A 17,727-nucleotide genomic window follows, 5' to 3' on the forward strand; every position below is an offset into this window, starting at 1 on the left:
ATAACACTCTGTTTACTTAATTCTACTAAAGTGATACATTTATAAGGTACAAACGATACTAAGGAGAGATTAACTTGAAATTATTTAGAGAAGCACTCATAATATTTGGGATATATTTAGTAGGAGAAGTAATAGTTGCTCTTACTCATATACCAATACCAGGAAATATAATAGGACTTTTATTACTTTTAGTAGGTCTTTGCACTAAAATAATAAAAGTAAGTCAAGTAGAAACTTTAGCAAATTTCTTTTTAGATCATTTAGCATTCTTCTTCTTACCAGCTGGAGTAAGCTTAATGAACTCACTTGGAATTATAAAAACTAGCTTAATTCAAATAATAATAGTATGTATAATTACTACTGCAATTATTATAGCTTCTACCGGACTAATAGTACAATTTATTGTTAATCTATTAAATAAAAATAAGAAAGGAACTAAAGAAAATGAGCTTAATAACTAATAATATATTTTTCGGCATAGTTCTTTCTCTTATAGCTTTTGAGATTGGATTACTAATAAGCAGAAAGACAAATATTCCTATATTCAATCCTTTACTAGTTGCTATAATAATAGTTATAGGATTCCTAACAGCATTCCATATTAACTTTGATGTATATAATAAAAGTGCACAATTTATCAATATGTTCTTAGGGCCTGCGACTGTAGTACTTGCAGTACCACTTTATAAGCAAATTGAATTACTTAAAAAAAATGCAATTGCTATTTTTATAGGTATTTTCTTTGGAACACTAATTGGTATTTTTTCAATTATACTATTATCACATGCAATAGGACTTGATGTACCTATGATAGTATCATTAATACCAAAATCTGTTACAACACCAATAGGAATTGCCATAAGTGAACAGTTTAACGGTATTGTTCCAGTTACTGTCCTTGCAATAATTTTATCTGGAATAATAGGTGCCATAATTGGACCAACTATTTGTAGAATATTTAAAATAACAAATAGAATCGCAATTGGTATTTCTCTTGGAACAGCATCTCATGCTGTTGGTACTAGTAAAGCACTAGAACTTGGAGAAACTGAAGGTGCCATGAGTTCACTTTCAATCGGTATAGCTGGTATGATGACAGTTTTCGTTGCACCACTTGCCTTTAACATAGCAATGTTTGTTTATAAATTGTTATTTCATTAAATAAATTTACTTATTTAATTACAAAAAAGTCTTAAAATATTAAATTAATATTTTAAGACTTTTTCGTTTATAAAACTATTTTAAATTGTTATTTTTAACTCTATATGATAAATCCTTGATTTTTGCTTCTATAGTTCTTGCAATTTTTATAAATTCTTCATCTGACTTTCCAGTAGGATCTTCAAAACCCCAATCTTCTGTATGTTCAGCCTTCAAATACGGACACACTACATTGCATCCCATCTTAATTGCTATATCAATTTCAGGTATATCTTGTAATAATTTTGATTTATGTTTTTCATTCATATTAACACCATATAGTTCTTTTATTATTCTAACTGCATCTTGATTTATCTCAGGCTTTGTTTCTGTGCCTGCTGAATAACTTTCAAATATATCACTTGCAAAAAGATTTCCAAGAGCCTCTGCCATTTGAGATCTACATGAGTTATGAACACATACAAAAGCTACTTTTGGTTTCTTCATATGCTTATATCTCCTTTAATTAAATATATTTTATTATTTAATAAATTCTATTTTCCAATTAAAGTACCCTGTTTCCTCATTTTTTTCATATCTAAAATATGCTGAGAATACATTCCCCTTTTTACTCTTTAAATTTCTAAATCCAACTCTTCCTTTTTCTAAAAGAATTTGAACCATTTCTTTACTTACTTGTTTACCAAATGACGTAATATACTTATCATCTTTCCATATTGTATATTTGCAGCCATTTTTCCAATTAGAGCATCCAAATCCTCTATCCCCTTCAATAACAGGGTTACCACACTGTGGACACTTACCAATAGGTTCTACATCTTCTGGTAGTTCTACTTTGAACTTACTTAGCATAGAGGTGTCATTTTTTATTAGGTTAACACCTTCTACAGTAAAGTTCTTTATTAAATCAAGGAACTCTTCTTTCTTTATCTTACCTTTTTCTATATCTGATAAAGTTTTCTCAAGTCTACCTGTATATTCTAAATCAAGAAGTTCTTTTGCTGGGAATATTTCTACTATAGTTCTTCCAAGGTCTGTACATGTTAAGCTTTTACCTTTAGTTTCAATATATCCAACATCATTGAGTTTCTTTATTGTCTCTGCACGAGTTGCTGGAGTTCCTATACTAAACCCACTTAATATAGATGCCATCATTTCCTCGCTATCTTCTTCATCCTTAAAACTCTTTCCACAAGTCTCCATAACTCTTAAAAGAGTTTTTTCAGTATGTTTCTTTGGTGGCTTTTTTGTTACTGAATTAATTTTATTAGATGTAACATCTACAATTTCTTTAACTGCTACCATTGGAAGTACCGTATCTTTACTTTCTATTTTCTCAACAATACGCCATCCTTCTTCAATCTGAACTCTTCCTTTAGATATAAAGACACCTTTTACTCCCTCATCATAAACTTTATGAGTAATTTTAGTCTCTTCAAATTCAGCAACCTTCATAAATTGCATTATAAACCTATTTTTAATTGCCTCGTAAACTACTTTCTCATCAACGCTTAATTTACTTGGTTTTATATAAGTTGGAACTATAGCACTATGGCTTTCTACTTTAGAATTATCAAATACCCTCTTACTTTTTGTAAATTTTATTCCATCTTCATAAGGAAGTCCCTTTTTTAAAGTTTCTAAGACTTTTCTAGTTCTATCTTCTAAACTTTCTTCTAATGCTATACTACCTGTTCTAGGATAAGTTATAAATTTCTTTTCATAAAGACTTTGAGCAGTCTTTAAAACTTTGTCAGAAGTCCATCCCTTATACTTACTTGTTATATGTCCTTGAAGATTTGATAAATTAAATAGAAACGGTGGATACTCCCTCTTCTTCTCAGTTTGTTTATCTACTATTTCAGCAGTCTTACCATCAAGCCTTTTACTTATATCCTTTAATATGGTTCTATCTTCAAATTTCTCAGAATCATTTTCATAATAAAGGCCTTCATACTCATCATTGTTTTTAGTCTTAAACTTACAATTTAGCTTATAATATGTTGTTGATTTAAAATTTTCTATTTCTTTATCTCTATCATAAATAATCTTTAATGTAGGAAGTAAAACTCTTCCTATATTTAAAATTTTGTCATCATTAAAATTGTATCTTATAGTTGCTACAGAAGTTAAATTAATTCCAATAATCCAATCTGCCCACTGTCTACCTATTCCTGCATCTTGGAGAGATTTCATTTCACTATTAGATTTTAAATTTTCCATTCCTTTTTTAACTTCAGTTTGTGTCCATTCATTTAGTAACAACCTATAAACTGGTTTTTTCTCATTAAAATATAAAAATATCTCATCTGCAATTACTTGACCTTCTCTATCAAAGTCCGTAGCTGATATGATAGATTCTACGTCATCTCTATCAATTAATGATTTTATTATATTTAGTTGCTTCTTAGCACCCTTGTCTGTAATGCTTCTATTTTTTCCATCTTGCTTTACTTTATATTTGAATTCTTCTGGTATAAAAGGGAATTTGTTAAGCTTCCAACTTTTCATACTCTCATCATAATCTTTCGCATCATAAAGTTGCAGTAAATGTCCAAAAGCCCATGTAACTAAGTATTCATCACCTTCAAAATAACCATCTCTTCTTGTTTTTATTTTAAAAGCATCAGCAATATTCTTAGCTACAGATGGCTTTTCTGCTATTATAACCTTCTTCAATTTATCAGCTCCTAATTGTCTTTCTCTCATAGAAAACTTATTACAAAGTATTATTATAAACCGTTTTTGAAGAAAAAGAAACTTCTAAGCCTTACATTTCGTTTAACATCCATATTGATATGTTTAAATATAGAGCAAATATGCACCATAATATATATGGTATTAATAATATCCCAGAAATCTTATCTAATTTAAAGAACTTAATAAAAGTTACAATCAATACTAATATAAGTATAGCTAACTCTATCCAAGCAATTCCATACAATCTAAAATAAAAGAAAATTATAGGCCATGCTAAGTTAAGAATAAGCTGTATACAATAAAGTACTAATGCACCATTACTTTTATTATCATATTTTTTTATCATATATATCCTATAAGCTGCTATTCCCATAAGTATATAAAGTACTGGCCATACTACTCCAAATATCCATCCTGGTGGATAAAATGTTGGTAAATTAAGTTCTCCATAAAGTTTCATCGAGTCTTTCGTAACAATAGAAACTAAAAAGGATCCTATAAGTGGTATTGCTAGTGATATTATTAATGGTATTAGTTTAAAATTCCCATTGACCTTAAATATATTTTTCATAATTTCACCTCAAAGTATAATTCTTCAATATTATTAATATACTTATTTTAGTGTAATTATTCTTTAAAGATAAATATCTGAAAACTCTACATCAACTTTCTTATCTAAGCTTATAATTTCTACTTCTTCGCCTTTAGGATATTGACCTAGATTATCTTCAATTGGAATATTTATAGTGAATTTATTCCACCCTTTTTTGCTTGCTTCATAATAAATAGTTCCATTATGAAGTTTTACAATCGCTTTACTTAAGTAAAGCCCAAGTCCACTACCTTCTTTTTCCCTAGATAAAGATTTGTTAAGCTTTGTAAATTTATCAAATATATACGGTTCTTCTTCTTTCATTATAGGTCTTGTATTATTTCTAACTACAATTGTTGCATTACAATTGTTTAAAAACACATTAACATTTACCTTACCACCATTTTCACCATACTTAACACTATTAGATAATAAATTAAGCATAACTCGCTCAATCATATCTCTATCACAAGCTAAATACATTTCCTCCAGTGCTGCATCAAATATAAGCGTATTATTTATCTTATCCAAATACTTTTTTGTTGCTATAGTGGCATTTTCAACTACTTCAACAATATTATATCTTTTCTTATTTAACTTTAAATATCCTTCTGTGCTCTTATTCGTATCAATGAAATTATTTATAGTTCTTATAAGTCTTAAACAATTTTGCCTTATAGCCTTATTGTTTTTGCCAATACATTCGATATTGTTATCATTTAAATATACCTCATTTAAAGTTAATGCCGAATTTATTAAATTTATAGGAGTTCGAAGTTCATGTGATATATTAGAATAAAATTTATTCTTTATCTCTTCTTGTTTTACATACTCCTCATATCGTTCTCGCATCTCATTGTATTTATTTATTTCTGTCATATCCCTTATATACACAATTTCCCTATTATCATTATTTTTCACTAAATATAATTCAAGTTCTTTATCTTTATCAAATTTACTTTTAAACTTGTACCTTTTATTAACATTGAAATCTAATAAGCAAATATTACTTTCTTCAACTAGTTCATTCTTATTTATCATTTGTTCATCCATAACTATATCCAATATACTTTTAAAACTCTTATTAATTATTTCCTCTTTATAAGTTAGACCTAACATATACAATCCTTCATTATTAATATACATAAGTCTTCCCATTTTAAATATAAGTACACCGTCTTTAAATGATTCAATTATATTACAGTATCTTTTTTCACTTTTACTATTAATAGCCCTAAGTTCCTTTAATATCGTGTTTCTTTGTCTTAGTTTATTATTTAATTCACTTTCTTTTCTTTTAGACTCTTGCACCTCATATAAAGTTTTCTCATATACTATTTTAAAGATATGTTTTGTTATTCCTTCATATATACAAATAAACGCAGTATATTTTATAACATCTGCTAATACAAAAATAATTTCAGAAATGAAAATAAAATTGCTAATACTATTGTATATTGTTATAAACAATAAATAGGAATATATATAAGTATAATTAATTTTATTTTTTTCATCCTTTACAATCATTACTATTGAGATTAATATTACGATCATTCATATTGAGTATTTTATTATAATATACTTCTGACATATTAACGTCAAATATAATTATATAAAATGTTATTATAGATACAGTAATTATGCTATATATAATTATTGTATCCTTATTTTTATACTTCCTTTTTAAACATATAAAAGCAACTATTATTATAATGACTTCCAAGTTTTTATTAGTGTTTTCTATTATACCTATAAAACTACTTTTCAAATCATATCCTATAATTTTAATAAAAAATACTTTTATATATTCAAGTGTCCCAACAAATAAAAATCCAATACCAATATATTTATAGTAAGTTTCTGTATTTCTTATTATAGTTACTATTGCTATTGAAATACCAAAGGTTGCACAAAAAATAGTTATAGCAAAATGAAAATATAAATATTGTCCTGCAAATAAATATGCTGATATAAATAATAGTAATATCATTATCGATATACTTATATAATTAATTTTTTTATTTAATTTTAAAGTAAGCCCCTGCTTTATTTTAAACGCTCCCCTTCTTAAAAGTTATTATTATCTTTGTACCTTTTCCCTCTTCACTATCAATCTTAATAGACCCATTTTGCAATTCTACAAGTTTTTTTACAACAAATAATCCAATCCCACTACCTTTTTCGGATATTTCATTGTTATTTTGACCCATTGCATACTTTACGAAAATTTTATTTACAAAATGCTTGTCCATTCCAATACCATTATCTTCAATTATCATTTTTATATTCTTTTCATTTTCAAAAACATTTACAAGTATTAATCCATTTTTAGGAGTAAATTTTATTGAATTAGATATTAGATTTAACAATATTCTTTGCATAAAACTTTCATCTATTTCTAATAAAATATCCTCATTATTTGTATCAAATATAAGTGATATATCTTTCTCCTTTGCATAATACACTAAACTTTCTATTATTTCTTCAACAAAAGTAACTATATTAACCTTTTCTAATGTTGGATATAAATAATCTTGTTGTATCTTACTACTATCTATAAGATTATTTGTAAGTTTCATTAATGCTAAACAATTCTTTTTCGAGATTGAATTGTATTTTATTAAAGACTCGATGTCATCATTCTCAGTGAAAATGTGTTCTAATTGGAGAGCAGAATATATAACGTTTATTGGTGTTTTAATATCATGACTAATATTTGATAAAAAATCGCTCCTTATTCTCTCTTGAAAAACCTTTTCCTCAATACTTTCTTTTATTGAATTCATATCCATCATAGTTGTTATATCTGTTAACCGTAAAATTATTTCCCCATTTTCTTTATTATAATCAACTATATCTAAGTTTAAATATTTCTTATGCTTACCATCTCCAATTGTTCCACAATAAATTTTATTTATATCTAATCTATCTTTTAATATTATCTCTTCTTCTAAATTTATAAATGAAGATACTTTTTTATTTATGATTTTTTTTATTCGTTCTTCTTTAACTAATTTTAAAAATGCTTTATTAGAATATATAATTCTAAGTGTTGCATCACTTAAAATAATAATTGGTACAGGAATACTTTTAAAAAATTCTTTAAACATCAATTCATTTTTTCTTATAGCTTTATGTGATTCTTCTAATTCATTATTTTTAATTATAATAATATTATTTGTAAGATTTAACTTTTCACTACTATCATATAAATCCTTAAATAAATTTTTATATGGAGTATGCAACATCTTCTCTATAACACATAGAAGCATTGTTGAATATCCAATAAAGAAAAGAAAATTACATAATCCTCTTAAATGTATAAACTTAGTAAATATTATTGATAAGAATAATGAAAAAGCATAACTTGCCATAATAAAAAGAAATATATAAAAATAATTAATATTCTCCTCTTGTATAAGCTTATGCTTTTTAATTCTATTATAATTTTTAAAAACAGCTAGAAAAATTATAATAGAAGAAAGTAAAAAAGCAACTACTCTACTGTCATTATTTTCGATTAAAACTAGTACATATATAATAATCATTATTTGAAATACATCTATTATACTTTTTCTTCTTTCATTGTTTATATACTTAAATACAAATCCCATAGAAAGTATAAACAAAACATTTATTGTATATGGATGCATAACATCATACTCATCCCACCTAAGAATACCTACCTTGGAATTTATTCTTACTATCGAATTTAAATTTATAACAATATCAACTATAAAAATAATCGATATTTTTTTAAATATTTTCCCTTCTGTTACATTTGCAGTTGAATAAGTAAGTAAAACTATACAAAATGATGCTATTAAATAAAAACTTTTAATTAAGTAATTGAAAAAAACACCACTAAATCCAGTTAATATTACCGCTATTATATATATAGCTACTAAAATACCTACTATTTTTCTATATTTAAATCTATTTATATATATATTGTCTTTTATTTCTACTTCAAACCCCATACACCCCTCCTATATATTTAATATTTTACTTTATTTTACCTAATATGTGAAGTTTTTATAATAAGTATAATTTTATCCATGTAAAAACACCTAACTAATTTATAATAGTTAGGTGTTTTATTCCTTTTTATCTATTTATTATTGTTGCAACTACATCTTTTCCGTCAGTTGCCGGTCCATAATTAAAGTTTATCTTTGCGTTATCTGTTAGATTAGTAAATACTATTGGAGTAATTATTGATGGCACTTTATCCTTTATAAGGTCAAAATCTACATCTAAAAGTTTATCTCCAACTTTTACCCTATCTCCTTGCTTGATAAATGCAGTAATTCCTTCCCCTCCTAAAGATACTGTATCCATGCCTACATGAATTAAAATTTCAAGTCCATTATCACTTGTAATTCCAATTGCATGCTTCGTTGCAAATAATGATGTTATTTCGCCAGTAACAGGTGCAATTACTGTGTTACCTGTTGGTTCAATTGCAAATCCATCACCCATCATCTTTTCTGCGAAAACTTTATCTGGAACCATTGCTAATTTTATTATATTACCTGATAATGGGCATAGGATATCTTCTGGCAAATCTTTAAGTCTATCTTTATTTATTTCCCTAATATCATCTTTATCTTCTAATTCTTCTGTAACAACGTTTCCTGCAATTACATCTTTAATTTGTCCTTTTAAAATATCTGATTTTGGTCCAAAAATTGCTTGAATATTGTTACCAACTTCCATTACCCCTGATGCACCTAATTTTTTAAGTTCTTCTTTATTAACTTTATCTAGATCATTCACTATAACTCTTAATCTTGTTATACACGCATCTAAATTACTTATATTTTCTTTTCCTCCAAGCGCTTTAAGAACTTCTACTGCAAGAGCTGCACCTTTTACATTAGCTTTGCTTACATTTTCACTATCCTCTTCTCTTCCTGGTGTCTTTAAATTAAATTTTCTAATTAAAGCTCTAAATACAACATAATAAATGCACGCATAAATTAAACCTACTACTATAGCTAAATACCATGGAGTTCTATTTGGTATAACTCCAAATAATATAAAGTCTATAATCCCACCTGAGAAAGTCATACCAATCTTTACATTTAATAGCTGCATAGTCATAAACGACAAACCTGCCATTATACAATGGAATGCAAATAGTACTGGCGCTACAAATAAGAATGCAAACTCAAGGGGCTCTGTAATACCTGTTAAAAATGATGTAAGAGCTGCTGATGCCATAATTCCAGCTACAGCTTTTTTATGTTGCGGCTTAGCTTCTTGATAAATAGCAAGTGCTGCCGCCGGAAGTCCAAACATCATAAACGGAAACTTACCTGCCATAAATGTTCCAGCTGTAAATGGAACTCCATCCTTTAATTGTGCAAAGAATATATTTTGATCTCCCATTACAAGCTGGCCTGCTTTATCAACATATTCTCCAAATTGATACCAGAATGGATTATACCAAATATGATGTAACCCAAATGGAATTAAAGCTCTTTCTATAACACCAAATAAGAATGATGCTACAGTTGGGTTTGCATCAATCATTCCTCTTGAAAATGCAAATAATCCTTCTTGTATAGGTGGCCAAATAAATGTCATAATAATACCAATAACTACTCCAAGTGCAGCAGTTACAATAGGTACAAACCTTTTACCTGCAAAAAATCCTAAATAAGGTGGCAATTCAATTTTATAAAATTTATTATACATACTAGCTGCAATTAACCCCATTATAATACCACCAAACACTCCCGTCTGGAGAGTTGGTATTCCCATAACAGTTGCATACATTGGATCACCCATTAAATCTGATGTTATTCCTAAAAATGTTCCCATTGAGACATTCATTATTAAGAATCCAACAATAGCTGCAAGCCCGGCAACCCCATCACCATCTGATAATCCAATTGCAACTCCAACTGCAAAAATTAAAGGTAAATTATCAAAAATTATTCCTCCGGATTGTTCCATTACATTTGCAAATAGTTGAATCCACTCTGTTCTCATAAATGGAGCATTTACAAGTAATGCTTCATTCATAAATAGATTACCAAAAGCTAATAAAAGTCCTGCTGCTGGTAATAATGCAACTGGTAGCATTAGTGCCTTCCCAATTCTTTGTAATACTCCAAAAATCTTTTTACCCATCTTAATTCTCCTTTCATTTAACAAAGTTATTTTCCCCTTATTTATCCTTATTTACACTGGATAATTTAACTAAAAAAAAGACGTAGCATTAAGCGCTACGTCTTTTATGAATACTATACAGTTTTATCAAGCCATACTTTTAAATTATATATAACTTCATCCTTATTAACCTCATTTAACATTTCATGTCGTCCATCTTCATAAATCTTATGTTCAATATTTTTAATTCCAATACCCTTATATCTATCATAAAGATCAAGTACTCCAGTTCCAAAGTATCCTACTGGATCTTTATCACCTGAAAATATATATATTGGAATATCTTTTCTTATCATTTTAAAATTTTCTTCTTTATGAATTGTCCAAAGGCCTTTTATTAAATAATGATAAAATGATGTAGAACATATAAATCCGCACCTATCATCATTAATATACTTCTCTATTTCCTCTTCATCGCTACACATCCAATCAAACTTTGTCCTAGATGGAGTAAACTTCTTGTTGAAATCTCCAAAAGATAGCATATCCATTATTTTACTTCTTGCTTTTTCACCTCTTAGCTTCATTTCAGCCTTAGCAATAATCATTCCGATTTTAGTAATCCACATTGGTTTACCATTGCTTCCTGATAATATTAGAGCATCAATTGTATCACTATATAATTCTGCATACCTTTGACTTAAAAATGATCCCATGCTATGCCCAAGTAATATTATTTTTAAATCTTCATTTTCATCTCTTATTATAGTGTTTAATTCCTTTATATTTTCAACCATTAATGAAAATCCATCACCTTCGCCAATATAGCCAAGTTCATCTTTATCTATTGCAGTATATCCATGTCCTCTATGGTCATTTGCATATACTATATACCCATCTTCATTAAGTTTTTTTGCAAAGTACTCATATCTCTGTGCTGTCTCCGTCATTCCATGAGCAATTTGAACTACGCCTCTTATCTCTATTCCTTCTTCTGGTACCCATTTATAAACATTAATTTCTTTTCCTAAACTATCTTTAAATTTAAAATTCATAACAACCCATCCCTTCTATACATATATATATTTAAATTATGCCTTATTAAAAAAGAAACTGTCAAAGTTTTTTGAGCAGTTTCTTTTTTTTATATTAATGTTCTACTATATCACTTGATTTAAGCTTCTTAATGAATTTCTCACTACCTTTATTAATAGGTTTCTTTAAGAATATTCCAATAATCATAAATCCTAGTGCAATTGCAACTAATACCTTAATATCTCTTGCTATAAGTTCTGGAACTATACCCCCAACAAATCCTCTCATTGCATCAATTGCATATTTAAATGGAAGCCCTGGATTTATTCCTCTAAAGAAGTTTGACATAACTTCTACAGGGAATGTTCCTCCTGATGCTGCAACTTGTAATACTAAAAATACTATACATATTGCTTTACCAACATTACCAAATACTGATACAGTTGAATAAATTATAGTTATAAACATTACACTAGTAAACATTCCAAATAACACAAATAGTGCTGGATGTACTACATAAGTTTTCAGTAAGAAAATATCACCAAGTGTAACAACGGCCCCTTGTAATATTCCTATAGTTAAGAATATTAAATACTTTCCAAAGAATACTTCTGTACTCTTTAGCTCTTTACCATCATCAAATTTCTTTGCATTAACTGTTAATATTGAAACTAAAATTAATCCACCAACCCAAAGAGATAGCACTGTATAAAATGGTGACATTGCAGACCCATAGTTTGGTACTGGGAATAACCTATTAGTTTGAACATCCACTGGACTTGTTAGGAAACTACTTTGTTCCTTCCAGTCTCCTGTTATTATCTTTAATACTTCATCTATATTTTTCTTGTCATCTAATTTCTTTAAATCTTTTGTCATCTTATCAAATGATTTTTGTATGTCTGGCATATTCTTTTTAACTTTTAAAAGTTCTTCATTTGTAAGTTTTGTTCCCTTTGATAAAAGTGCTAATGTATCTTTAATATTTGGCATAACACCTTGTGCATCCTTTATTATTGAAGTAATATCACCACTAAATAAATTTAATTTATCTAAGGCTTCATTTATTCCTGGAACAATTAGGCTATCATAATCTCCGATTACTCCACCTAAATCAGATGATATATCATTTATTCTATTTATTATCTTTTGTATTGTATCAGGTTGAAGAACTACATTATTGTTAACTAAATCAATATCTTTATTAATATCATTAATTAAAGTTGAAGTTTTATTTTCTATTTTCTTAAGCCTATCTATAATTTGTGTTAGTTTATCTTTACTGCTTATCTTATTTATTGATTCTAAAACATCTATAACTGTATTTATTGTGTTATCTACAGATGTTAACTTGTTATTTACCCCATTTAGTACTTTTAATAAAGCTTCTTTATCATATTTTTCTGAAACATTATTTAATAATTCAGTAGAACCATTTAATAAATCTCTTCCAAATATTAAATCTTCTTTTACTATTGGTGCGATATCATTGAATCCTTTTTGTGATTTATTTATAAAATCTTTACTCTTATCTAAAGCTGTATTTGTCTTATTAAGAGCATCCTCCACCTTAGGAATAATTTTATTTATTTTAACTATCATTTCATCTACTGTAATAGTTCCATTATATGCTTCATCAATAAGTTTATTAATTTCTGGCATCTTATCATCTATTTTGTATACTAAATCTACAACTTTTCTAACTTTATCTCTTGACCCTTCATACTCAAGACCTACCCCATTTAAGACTTTAAGTACTGTACTATTTACTGTATCTGCAACGGTATCATCTATTTGTTGTTTTAAAGTCTGCACGCCTTTATCTGTAATTTTTGGTGCAACTGCATTTGAAGATTCATTTACTGTATATATAAGTTTTGGTTTCTTTATATTTTTTGAAGTTACAGAAATTAAATCATTTGAAAAATTCTCTGGTATAACTATACTTGCAAAGTAGTCTCCCATCCTAACTCCCTTATCAGCCTTCTCTTTATTTACAAAGTTCCAACCAATACTATCATTCTCTGAAAGTTCAGTAATTAATTCATCCCCTATGTTTAAATCTTTTCCTCCATAACTTGCACCTTTGTCTTCATTTACTACTGCTACTTTAATCCCTTTTGTATTACCATACGGATCCCATGATGATTTAATATTAAACCATGCATAAAGAGATGGTAGTATTATAAGACCTATTACAACTACTAGTGCAACCCAATTTGTTACTATTTTTTTTATATCTCTCTTATAAATTTTAAAAACATTCTTCATACAGCAATCCTTCCTTAGTTTTATTAATGTATAGATTATAACAAATTAATGACTAAAAGTCATTAACTAAATTTATTATTTTTTACGTACATATTTTATTAAATATCTCAATATTTATTATGCTCTATTAATAAATAATTAAAATACCACTTTAAATAATTATTTAAAGTGGTATTTTAATTATTCTTCTTTTCTATATGCAAGTAGAGCATTCAAATTATCAAATGAATATACATCTAAAGTTTTAGTATCTCCAAAACCTCCATATAGAACAGATTTTTTATCCATTACTTGGAATTGTTTCAATTTTTCTAAAGATTTATTATAAAGTTCAGTATTGCCTGTTCTTTCTCCAATTCTAGTTAGTAAAGCATATATTGAAGTAGATTCTACATCAGATTTTTTATTGCCTGTCTTTATATCATATTTTGCATATATAGCACCATCAGTTTCAAATTTTTTATTTAAAAAATTGACACTTTTTGATACATCTTCTGAAACTTCAGCTTTATTTAATATAACTATAAGTGATAATAATGTATCAACATCTTCTTCTTTGTTATACTCTTTAGTCTTTCTATTATATGACTTTTTATATAGTGGTAAATTATCACTTATATATCCACCTTGAAGGATTTTATTTGATTCCCCATATACTTTTTTCCACTTATAATCAATATTACTTAAATATTTGATTGTTGGTAAATCTAAATAGCAAAGTGTTGTTGTATCACTTTTATTATAACCATCATAAAAATCACTAATTACATCTTCATCAATTAACTTTTCATTTATTGCCCTGGAAATGCTAATTGCTTTAATTCTGTACTTAAAGCCTCCCCATCTCTCATCAGCTAAAAGTAATGCTTTTACTATTCTTAAGTCATCAATAGTTGCAGATGTTTTTGCTTCTTCCTTGCCGTCTACTCTCCATGAAATTAAATTATCTTTAAGCTTCATATAATTTTCTATATAACTTAATGTTTTATTGAAATTTTCTTTATCATTTCTTTCTAGATAATAAAGTAACATCATCCCTTCTGATTCTGATAAAACGGTATGCCCTTTTGTTATATCTCCTTCAGATTTAGTATCTTTATAGTTAGTTTTTATACCACCATCACTGTCTGTCATCTTATTATCTATAAATTTTAATAATATATCTTCTCTTTCACTAGGTGGATTATCTTTAAATACAACTCCGCTATCTACAGGAAGAATATATGGTATTCCAATCTTAACTCCAATTAAAATTACTAATAAAACTAAAAATAATATACCATACGTTGAGGATTTCAATTTCTTCAAAACATATTCATCTCCCTTACTCTAAATTAAAGGGATTGTTACAATAATGCAACATCCCTTCATTTATCCTATTTCAATTTTATTCATATAAGTATTTATAAACCTTATAATATACGTTAACCTTATCTACATAATTTTTTGTTTCTGGAAATGGTATATAATGAATATTCTTACCATCTTTTGAGTAATCATTATCTTTAAGCCATTTGTTTACATTGCCTCTTCCAGCATTATAAGCCGATATTACAAGATCTTTATCGTTAAATTCTTTATATAGATTATTTAAATACCAACATGCCATTTTCACATTAGTACTTTCATCATATAGCATATCACTTGAAAAGTTTTTTATTCCCATTTGCTCTGCAATCCACTCTCCTGTACTATCAGTAATTTGCATAAGACCAACTGCATCCTTATGTGAACGTGCATTTGAATTAAACTTACTTTCTGCCTTCATTATAGAAAGTACGAATAAGGGGTCTAAGTTATACTCTTTACTATATTTATCAACAATTTCCTTATGTTTATAAGGGAAAGCATATTTTTTAACTCCAATTTTTACGCCAGTTACTGCTATGAATATAACAATAATCCAAATTACTATTTTTTTTAATTTCATTTTAAAGCTCCCCACTAAATTACTTTGCTTACAAAATCTATGAAATCATCTACTTGTTCTTTAGTATATATAAGATCTTTACTATTATCTATTAGTATATTAGCAAATTCCTTTTTCCTTTCAACTGACATCTGAGCATTTATTCTGTTTAATGCATCATTATTTGTAAGTTTATCTCTGTTTTTTAACCTTTGAATTTGAGTTGAGCTATCTGCATAGACTACTATTACAAAGTTCATCTCTTCATGAAGCTTTGTTTCGATTAAAGTTGGCGCATCTATAATTACTAATTTTTCTCCACTCTTTTCAAAATTTTCAATTTGAAAACTTATCTCATTTTTTATATATGGGAGAATTATATTTTCATATTTAACTCTTTGCTTTGGAAATCTAAAAATATGATTTCCAAATTCTTTTCTTCTAAATTCGCCTCTCCAATCAAAAAAGCCCTCTCCAAAATCAATTCTTACTCGCTCTAATATCTCTGGATATTTTTTAAGAACATCCCTTGCTATAATATCTGCATCAATTATTTTAAACCCTGCGTCTTTAAGCATCAAAGATATTGTGCTTTTCCCTGTACCTATACCACCAGTAAGCCCAATTCTTATCATGATACTACTCCCCCTTTATTTTGTGTTATACCATGTATCTCCAAAGTTAGCATCCACATCTAATGGAACACTAAGCTTCATTACATTTTCCATTTCTTCAACAACTAACTTATCTATTATATCAACTTCATCTTCTTTAACATTTAATATAAGTTCATCATGTACTTGAAGTAAAAGTGTGCTCTTTAATTTCTCTTTAGATAATCTATTATAGACATTAATCATTGCTATTTTTATAATATCAGCTGCACTTCCTTGAATAGGTGCATTCATAGCAAGTCTTTCTCCTAATGATTTAACTATCTTATTTGAAGATTTTATCTCTGGTATAAATCTTTTTCTATTAAGTATTGTAGTAACATATCCTGTTTCCTTAGCATCAGCTACTGTTTTATCTAAATATTCCTTTATTTTAGGATATCTATCAAAATAAATACTCATATATTCTGACGCTTCTTTTTTTGTAATCTTTAAGTCTTGTGCAAGTGAGAAATCACTTATACCATAAACTATCCCAAAGTTTACAGCCTTTGCTCTTGAACGCAATAAAGGAGTAACTTCATCTATTGCAACATTAAACACTTCTGATGCGGTCTTTGTATGAATATCACTGTGATGATTAAATGCATTTATCATATTCTCATCGCCACTCATATGAGCTAATACTCTAAGTTCTATTTGTGAATAGTCACAAGATAAAAGCTTATCAGTATTCTCTTTTGTTATAAATATTTTTCTTATTTCTCTTCCCATTTCGTATCTTATAGGAATATTTTGAAGATTAGGTTCAGTACTTGATAACCTTCCTGTAGTTGTTACAGTCTGATTAAAGCTAGTATGAATACATGTATCATCATCAATTAGTACTTTCATTCCTTCAACATATGTTGAGTTAATCTTTGCTATCTGTCTGTAATATGTTATTTTATCTATTATAGGATGTTTATCACGAAGTTTATCTAAAACATCTGCATTTGTTGAATATCCAGTTTTTGTTTTCTTTATAACTGGTAAATCTAATTTTTCAAATAAAATTTTTCCAAGTTGCTTTGGAGAATTTATGTTAAACTTTTCATCAGCCATCTCATATATCTCTGCTTCAACAATTCCAATTTCATTCTTAAATTTCTTTTGAAGTTCATCAAGCATTACAGTATCAATTTTGAAACCTTCATTTTCCATATTAGCTAACACATATATTAACGGATGTTCTATATTATAATATAACTCCTCCATATCCTCTTCTTTAATTTTCTTTGTAAGGATATCAAAAACTCTTTTTAAATATGTTGCACCTTCAATTA

General features: G+C 27.5%; 15 protein-coding genes. 2 read left to right on the forward strand and 13 right to left on the reverse strand.

Annotated elements, in window-relative coordinates:
* The first annotated feature begins 74 nt into the window (after positions 1 to 74).
* Both RSF37_RS04540 and RSF37_RS04545 read left to right on the forward strand, forming a co-directional pair.
* The gene (locus tag RSF37_RS04540; protein WP_332563209.1) at positions 75 to 461 is read left to right on the forward strand and encodes a CidA/LrgA family protein; all 387 of its coding nucleotides are present in this window, start codon (positions 75 to 77) and stop codon (positions 459 to 461) included.
* Entirely contained in the window at positions 445 to 1,161 is a 717-nt protein-coding gene (locus RSF37_RS04545) for an LrgB family protein (protein WP_332563210.1), read from the forward strand. The genes RSF37_RS04540 and RSF37_RS04545 overlap by 17 nt, the downstream gene beginning before the upstream one ends.
* 75 nt (positions 1,162 to 1,236) lie before the next feature.
* On the opposite strand, the gene RSF37_RS04550 is transcribed toward RSF37_RS04545, so the two are convergent.
* The 13 genes from RSF37_RS04550 to polA all read right to left on the reverse strand — a co-directional run.
* On the reverse strand, positions 1,237 to 1,647 hold the full coding sequence (locus RSF37_RS04550; RefSeq protein WP_332563211.1) for an arsenate reductase ArsC: 411 nt from the start codon (positions 1,645 to 1,647) through the stop codon (positions 1,237 to 1,239).
* A 33-nt stretch (positions 1,648 to 1,680) separates the two neighbouring features.
* Positions 1,681 to 3,840, reverse strand: coding sequence for a type IA DNA topoisomerase (locus tag RSF37_RS04555; RefSeq protein ID WP_332563212.1), 2,160 nt, complete (start codon positions 3,838 to 3,840; stop codon positions 1,681 to 1,683).
* Positions 3,841 to 3,931: 91 nt separating this feature from the next.
* On the reverse strand, positions 3,932 to 4,432 hold the full coding sequence (locus RSF37_RS04560) for a TspO/MBR family protein (protein WP_332563213.1): 501 nt from the start codon (positions 4,430 to 4,432) through the stop codon (positions 3,932 to 3,934).
* Positions 4,433 to 4,495: 63 nt separating this feature from the next.
* Positions 4,496 to 5,764 (reverse strand): sensor histidine kinase, encoded by a 1,269-nt coding sequence (locus RSF37_RS04565; RefSeq protein WP_332563214.1) that lies wholly within the window; start codon positions 5,762 to 5,764, stop codon positions 4,496 to 4,498.
* 199 nt (positions 5,765 to 5,963) lie between these two features.
* Positions 5,964 to 6,443: a hypothetical protein gene (locus RSF37_RS04570; RefSeq protein WP_332563215.1), complete on the reverse strand. Its 480-nt coding sequence runs from the start codon at positions 6,441 to 6,443 to the stop codon at positions 5,964 to 5,966.
* 61 nt (positions 6,444 to 6,504) lie between these two features.
* Positions 6,505 to 8,433, reverse strand: coding sequence for a sensor histidine kinase (locus tag RSF37_RS04575; RefSeq protein ID WP_332563216.1), 1,929 nt, complete (start codon positions 8,431 to 8,433; stop codon positions 6,505 to 6,507).
* 127 nt (positions 8,434 to 8,560) lie between these two features.
* Positions 8,561 to 10,594 carry a glucose-specific PTS transporter subunit IIBC gene (gene ptsG / locus RSF37_RS04580; RefSeq protein ID WP_332563217.1) on the reverse strand — a complete coding sequence of 678 codons (2,034 nt, stop codon included), beginning with the start codon at positions 10,592 to 10,594 and terminating at the stop codon, positions 8,561 to 8,563.
* A 113-nt stretch (positions 10,595 to 10,707) separates the two neighbouring features.
* On the reverse strand, positions 10,708 to 11,628 hold the full coding sequence (locus tag RSF37_RS04585; protein ID WP_332563218.1) for an alpha/beta hydrolase: 921 nt from the start codon (positions 11,626 to 11,628) through the stop codon (positions 10,708 to 10,710).
* A gap of 94 nt (positions 11,629 to 11,722) precedes the next feature.
* Complete coding sequence (locus tag RSF37_RS04590) at positions 11,723 to 13,879, reverse strand: YhgE/Pip domain-containing protein (protein WP_332563219.1); 2,157 nt, start codon at positions 13,877 to 13,879, stop codon at positions 11,723 to 11,725.
* A 180-nt stretch (positions 13,880 to 14,059) separates the two neighbouring features.
* Positions 14,060 to 15,187, reverse strand: a complete 1,128-nt coding sequence (locus tag RSF37_RS04595) for a glycosyl hydrolase family 8 (protein WP_332563220.1) — start codon at positions 15,185 to 15,187, stop codon at positions 14,060 to 14,062.
* Positions 15,188 to 15,266: 79 nt separating this feature from the next.
* Positions 15,267 to 15,809 carry a lytic transglycosylase domain-containing protein gene (locus RSF37_RS04600; protein ID WP_332563221.1) on the reverse strand — a complete coding sequence of 181 codons (543 nt, stop codon included), beginning with the start codon at positions 15,807 to 15,809 and terminating at the stop codon, positions 15,267 to 15,269.
* A gap of 14 nt (positions 15,810 to 15,823) precedes the next feature.
* On the reverse strand, positions 15,824 to 16,423 hold the full coding sequence (gene coaE, locus RSF37_RS04605) for a dephospho-CoA kinase (protein WP_332563222.1): 600 nt from the start codon (positions 16,421 to 16,423) through the stop codon (positions 15,824 to 15,826).
* Between the two features lie 15 nt (positions 16,424 to 16,438).
* A partial coding sequence (gene polA / locus RSF37_RS04610) for a DNA polymerase I (RefSeq protein ID WP_332563223.1) occupies positions 16,439 to 17,727 on the reverse strand: 1,289 nt, incomplete at its 5' end.

This window comes from Clostridium sp., assembly GCF_036643715.1.
Lineage (GTDB): Bacteria > Bacillota > Clostridia > Clostridiales > Clostridiaceae > Clostridium.

Bases quoted from the DNA above. Each gene is read 5' to 3' on its own strand.
- RSF37_RS04545 (WP_332563210.1), top strand. From the start codon at position 445: ATGAGCTTAATAACTAATAATATATTTTTCGGCATAGTTCTTTCTCTT.
- RSF37_RS04550 (WP_332563211.1), bottom strand. From the start codon at position 1,647: ATGAAGAAACCAAAAGTAGCTTTTGTATGTGTTCATAACTCATGTAGA.
- RSF37_RS04560 (WP_332563213.1), bottom strand. From the start codon at position 4,432: ATGAAAAATATATTTAAGGTCAATGGGAATTTTAAACTAATACCATTA.
- RSF37_RS04570 (WP_332563215.1), bottom strand. From the start codon at position 6,443: ATGATATTACTATTATTTATATCAGCATATTTATTTGCAGGACAATAT.
- RSF37_RS04575 (WP_332563216.1), bottom strand. From the start codon at position 8,433: ATGGGGTTTGAAGTAGAAATAAAAGACAATATATATATAAATAGATTT.
- ptsG (WP_332563217.1), bottom strand. From the start codon at position 10,594: ATGGGTAAAAAGATTTTTGGAGTATTACAAAGAATTGGGAAGGCACTA.
- RSF37_RS04585 (WP_332563218.1), bottom strand. From the start codon at position 11,628: ATGAATTTTAAATTTAAAGATAGTTTAGGAAAAGAAATTAATGTTTAT.
- RSF37_RS04590 (WP_332563219.1), bottom strand. From the start codon at position 13,879: ATGAAGAATGTTTTTAAAATTTATAAGAGAGATATAAAAAAAATAGTA.
- RSF37_RS04600 (WP_332563221.1), bottom strand. From the start codon at position 15,809: ATGAAATTAAAAAAAATAGTAATTTGGATTATTGTTATATTCATAGCA.
- coaE (WP_332563222.1), bottom strand. From the start codon at position 16,423: ATGATAAGAATTGGGCTTACTGGTGGTATAGGTACAGGGAAAAGCACA.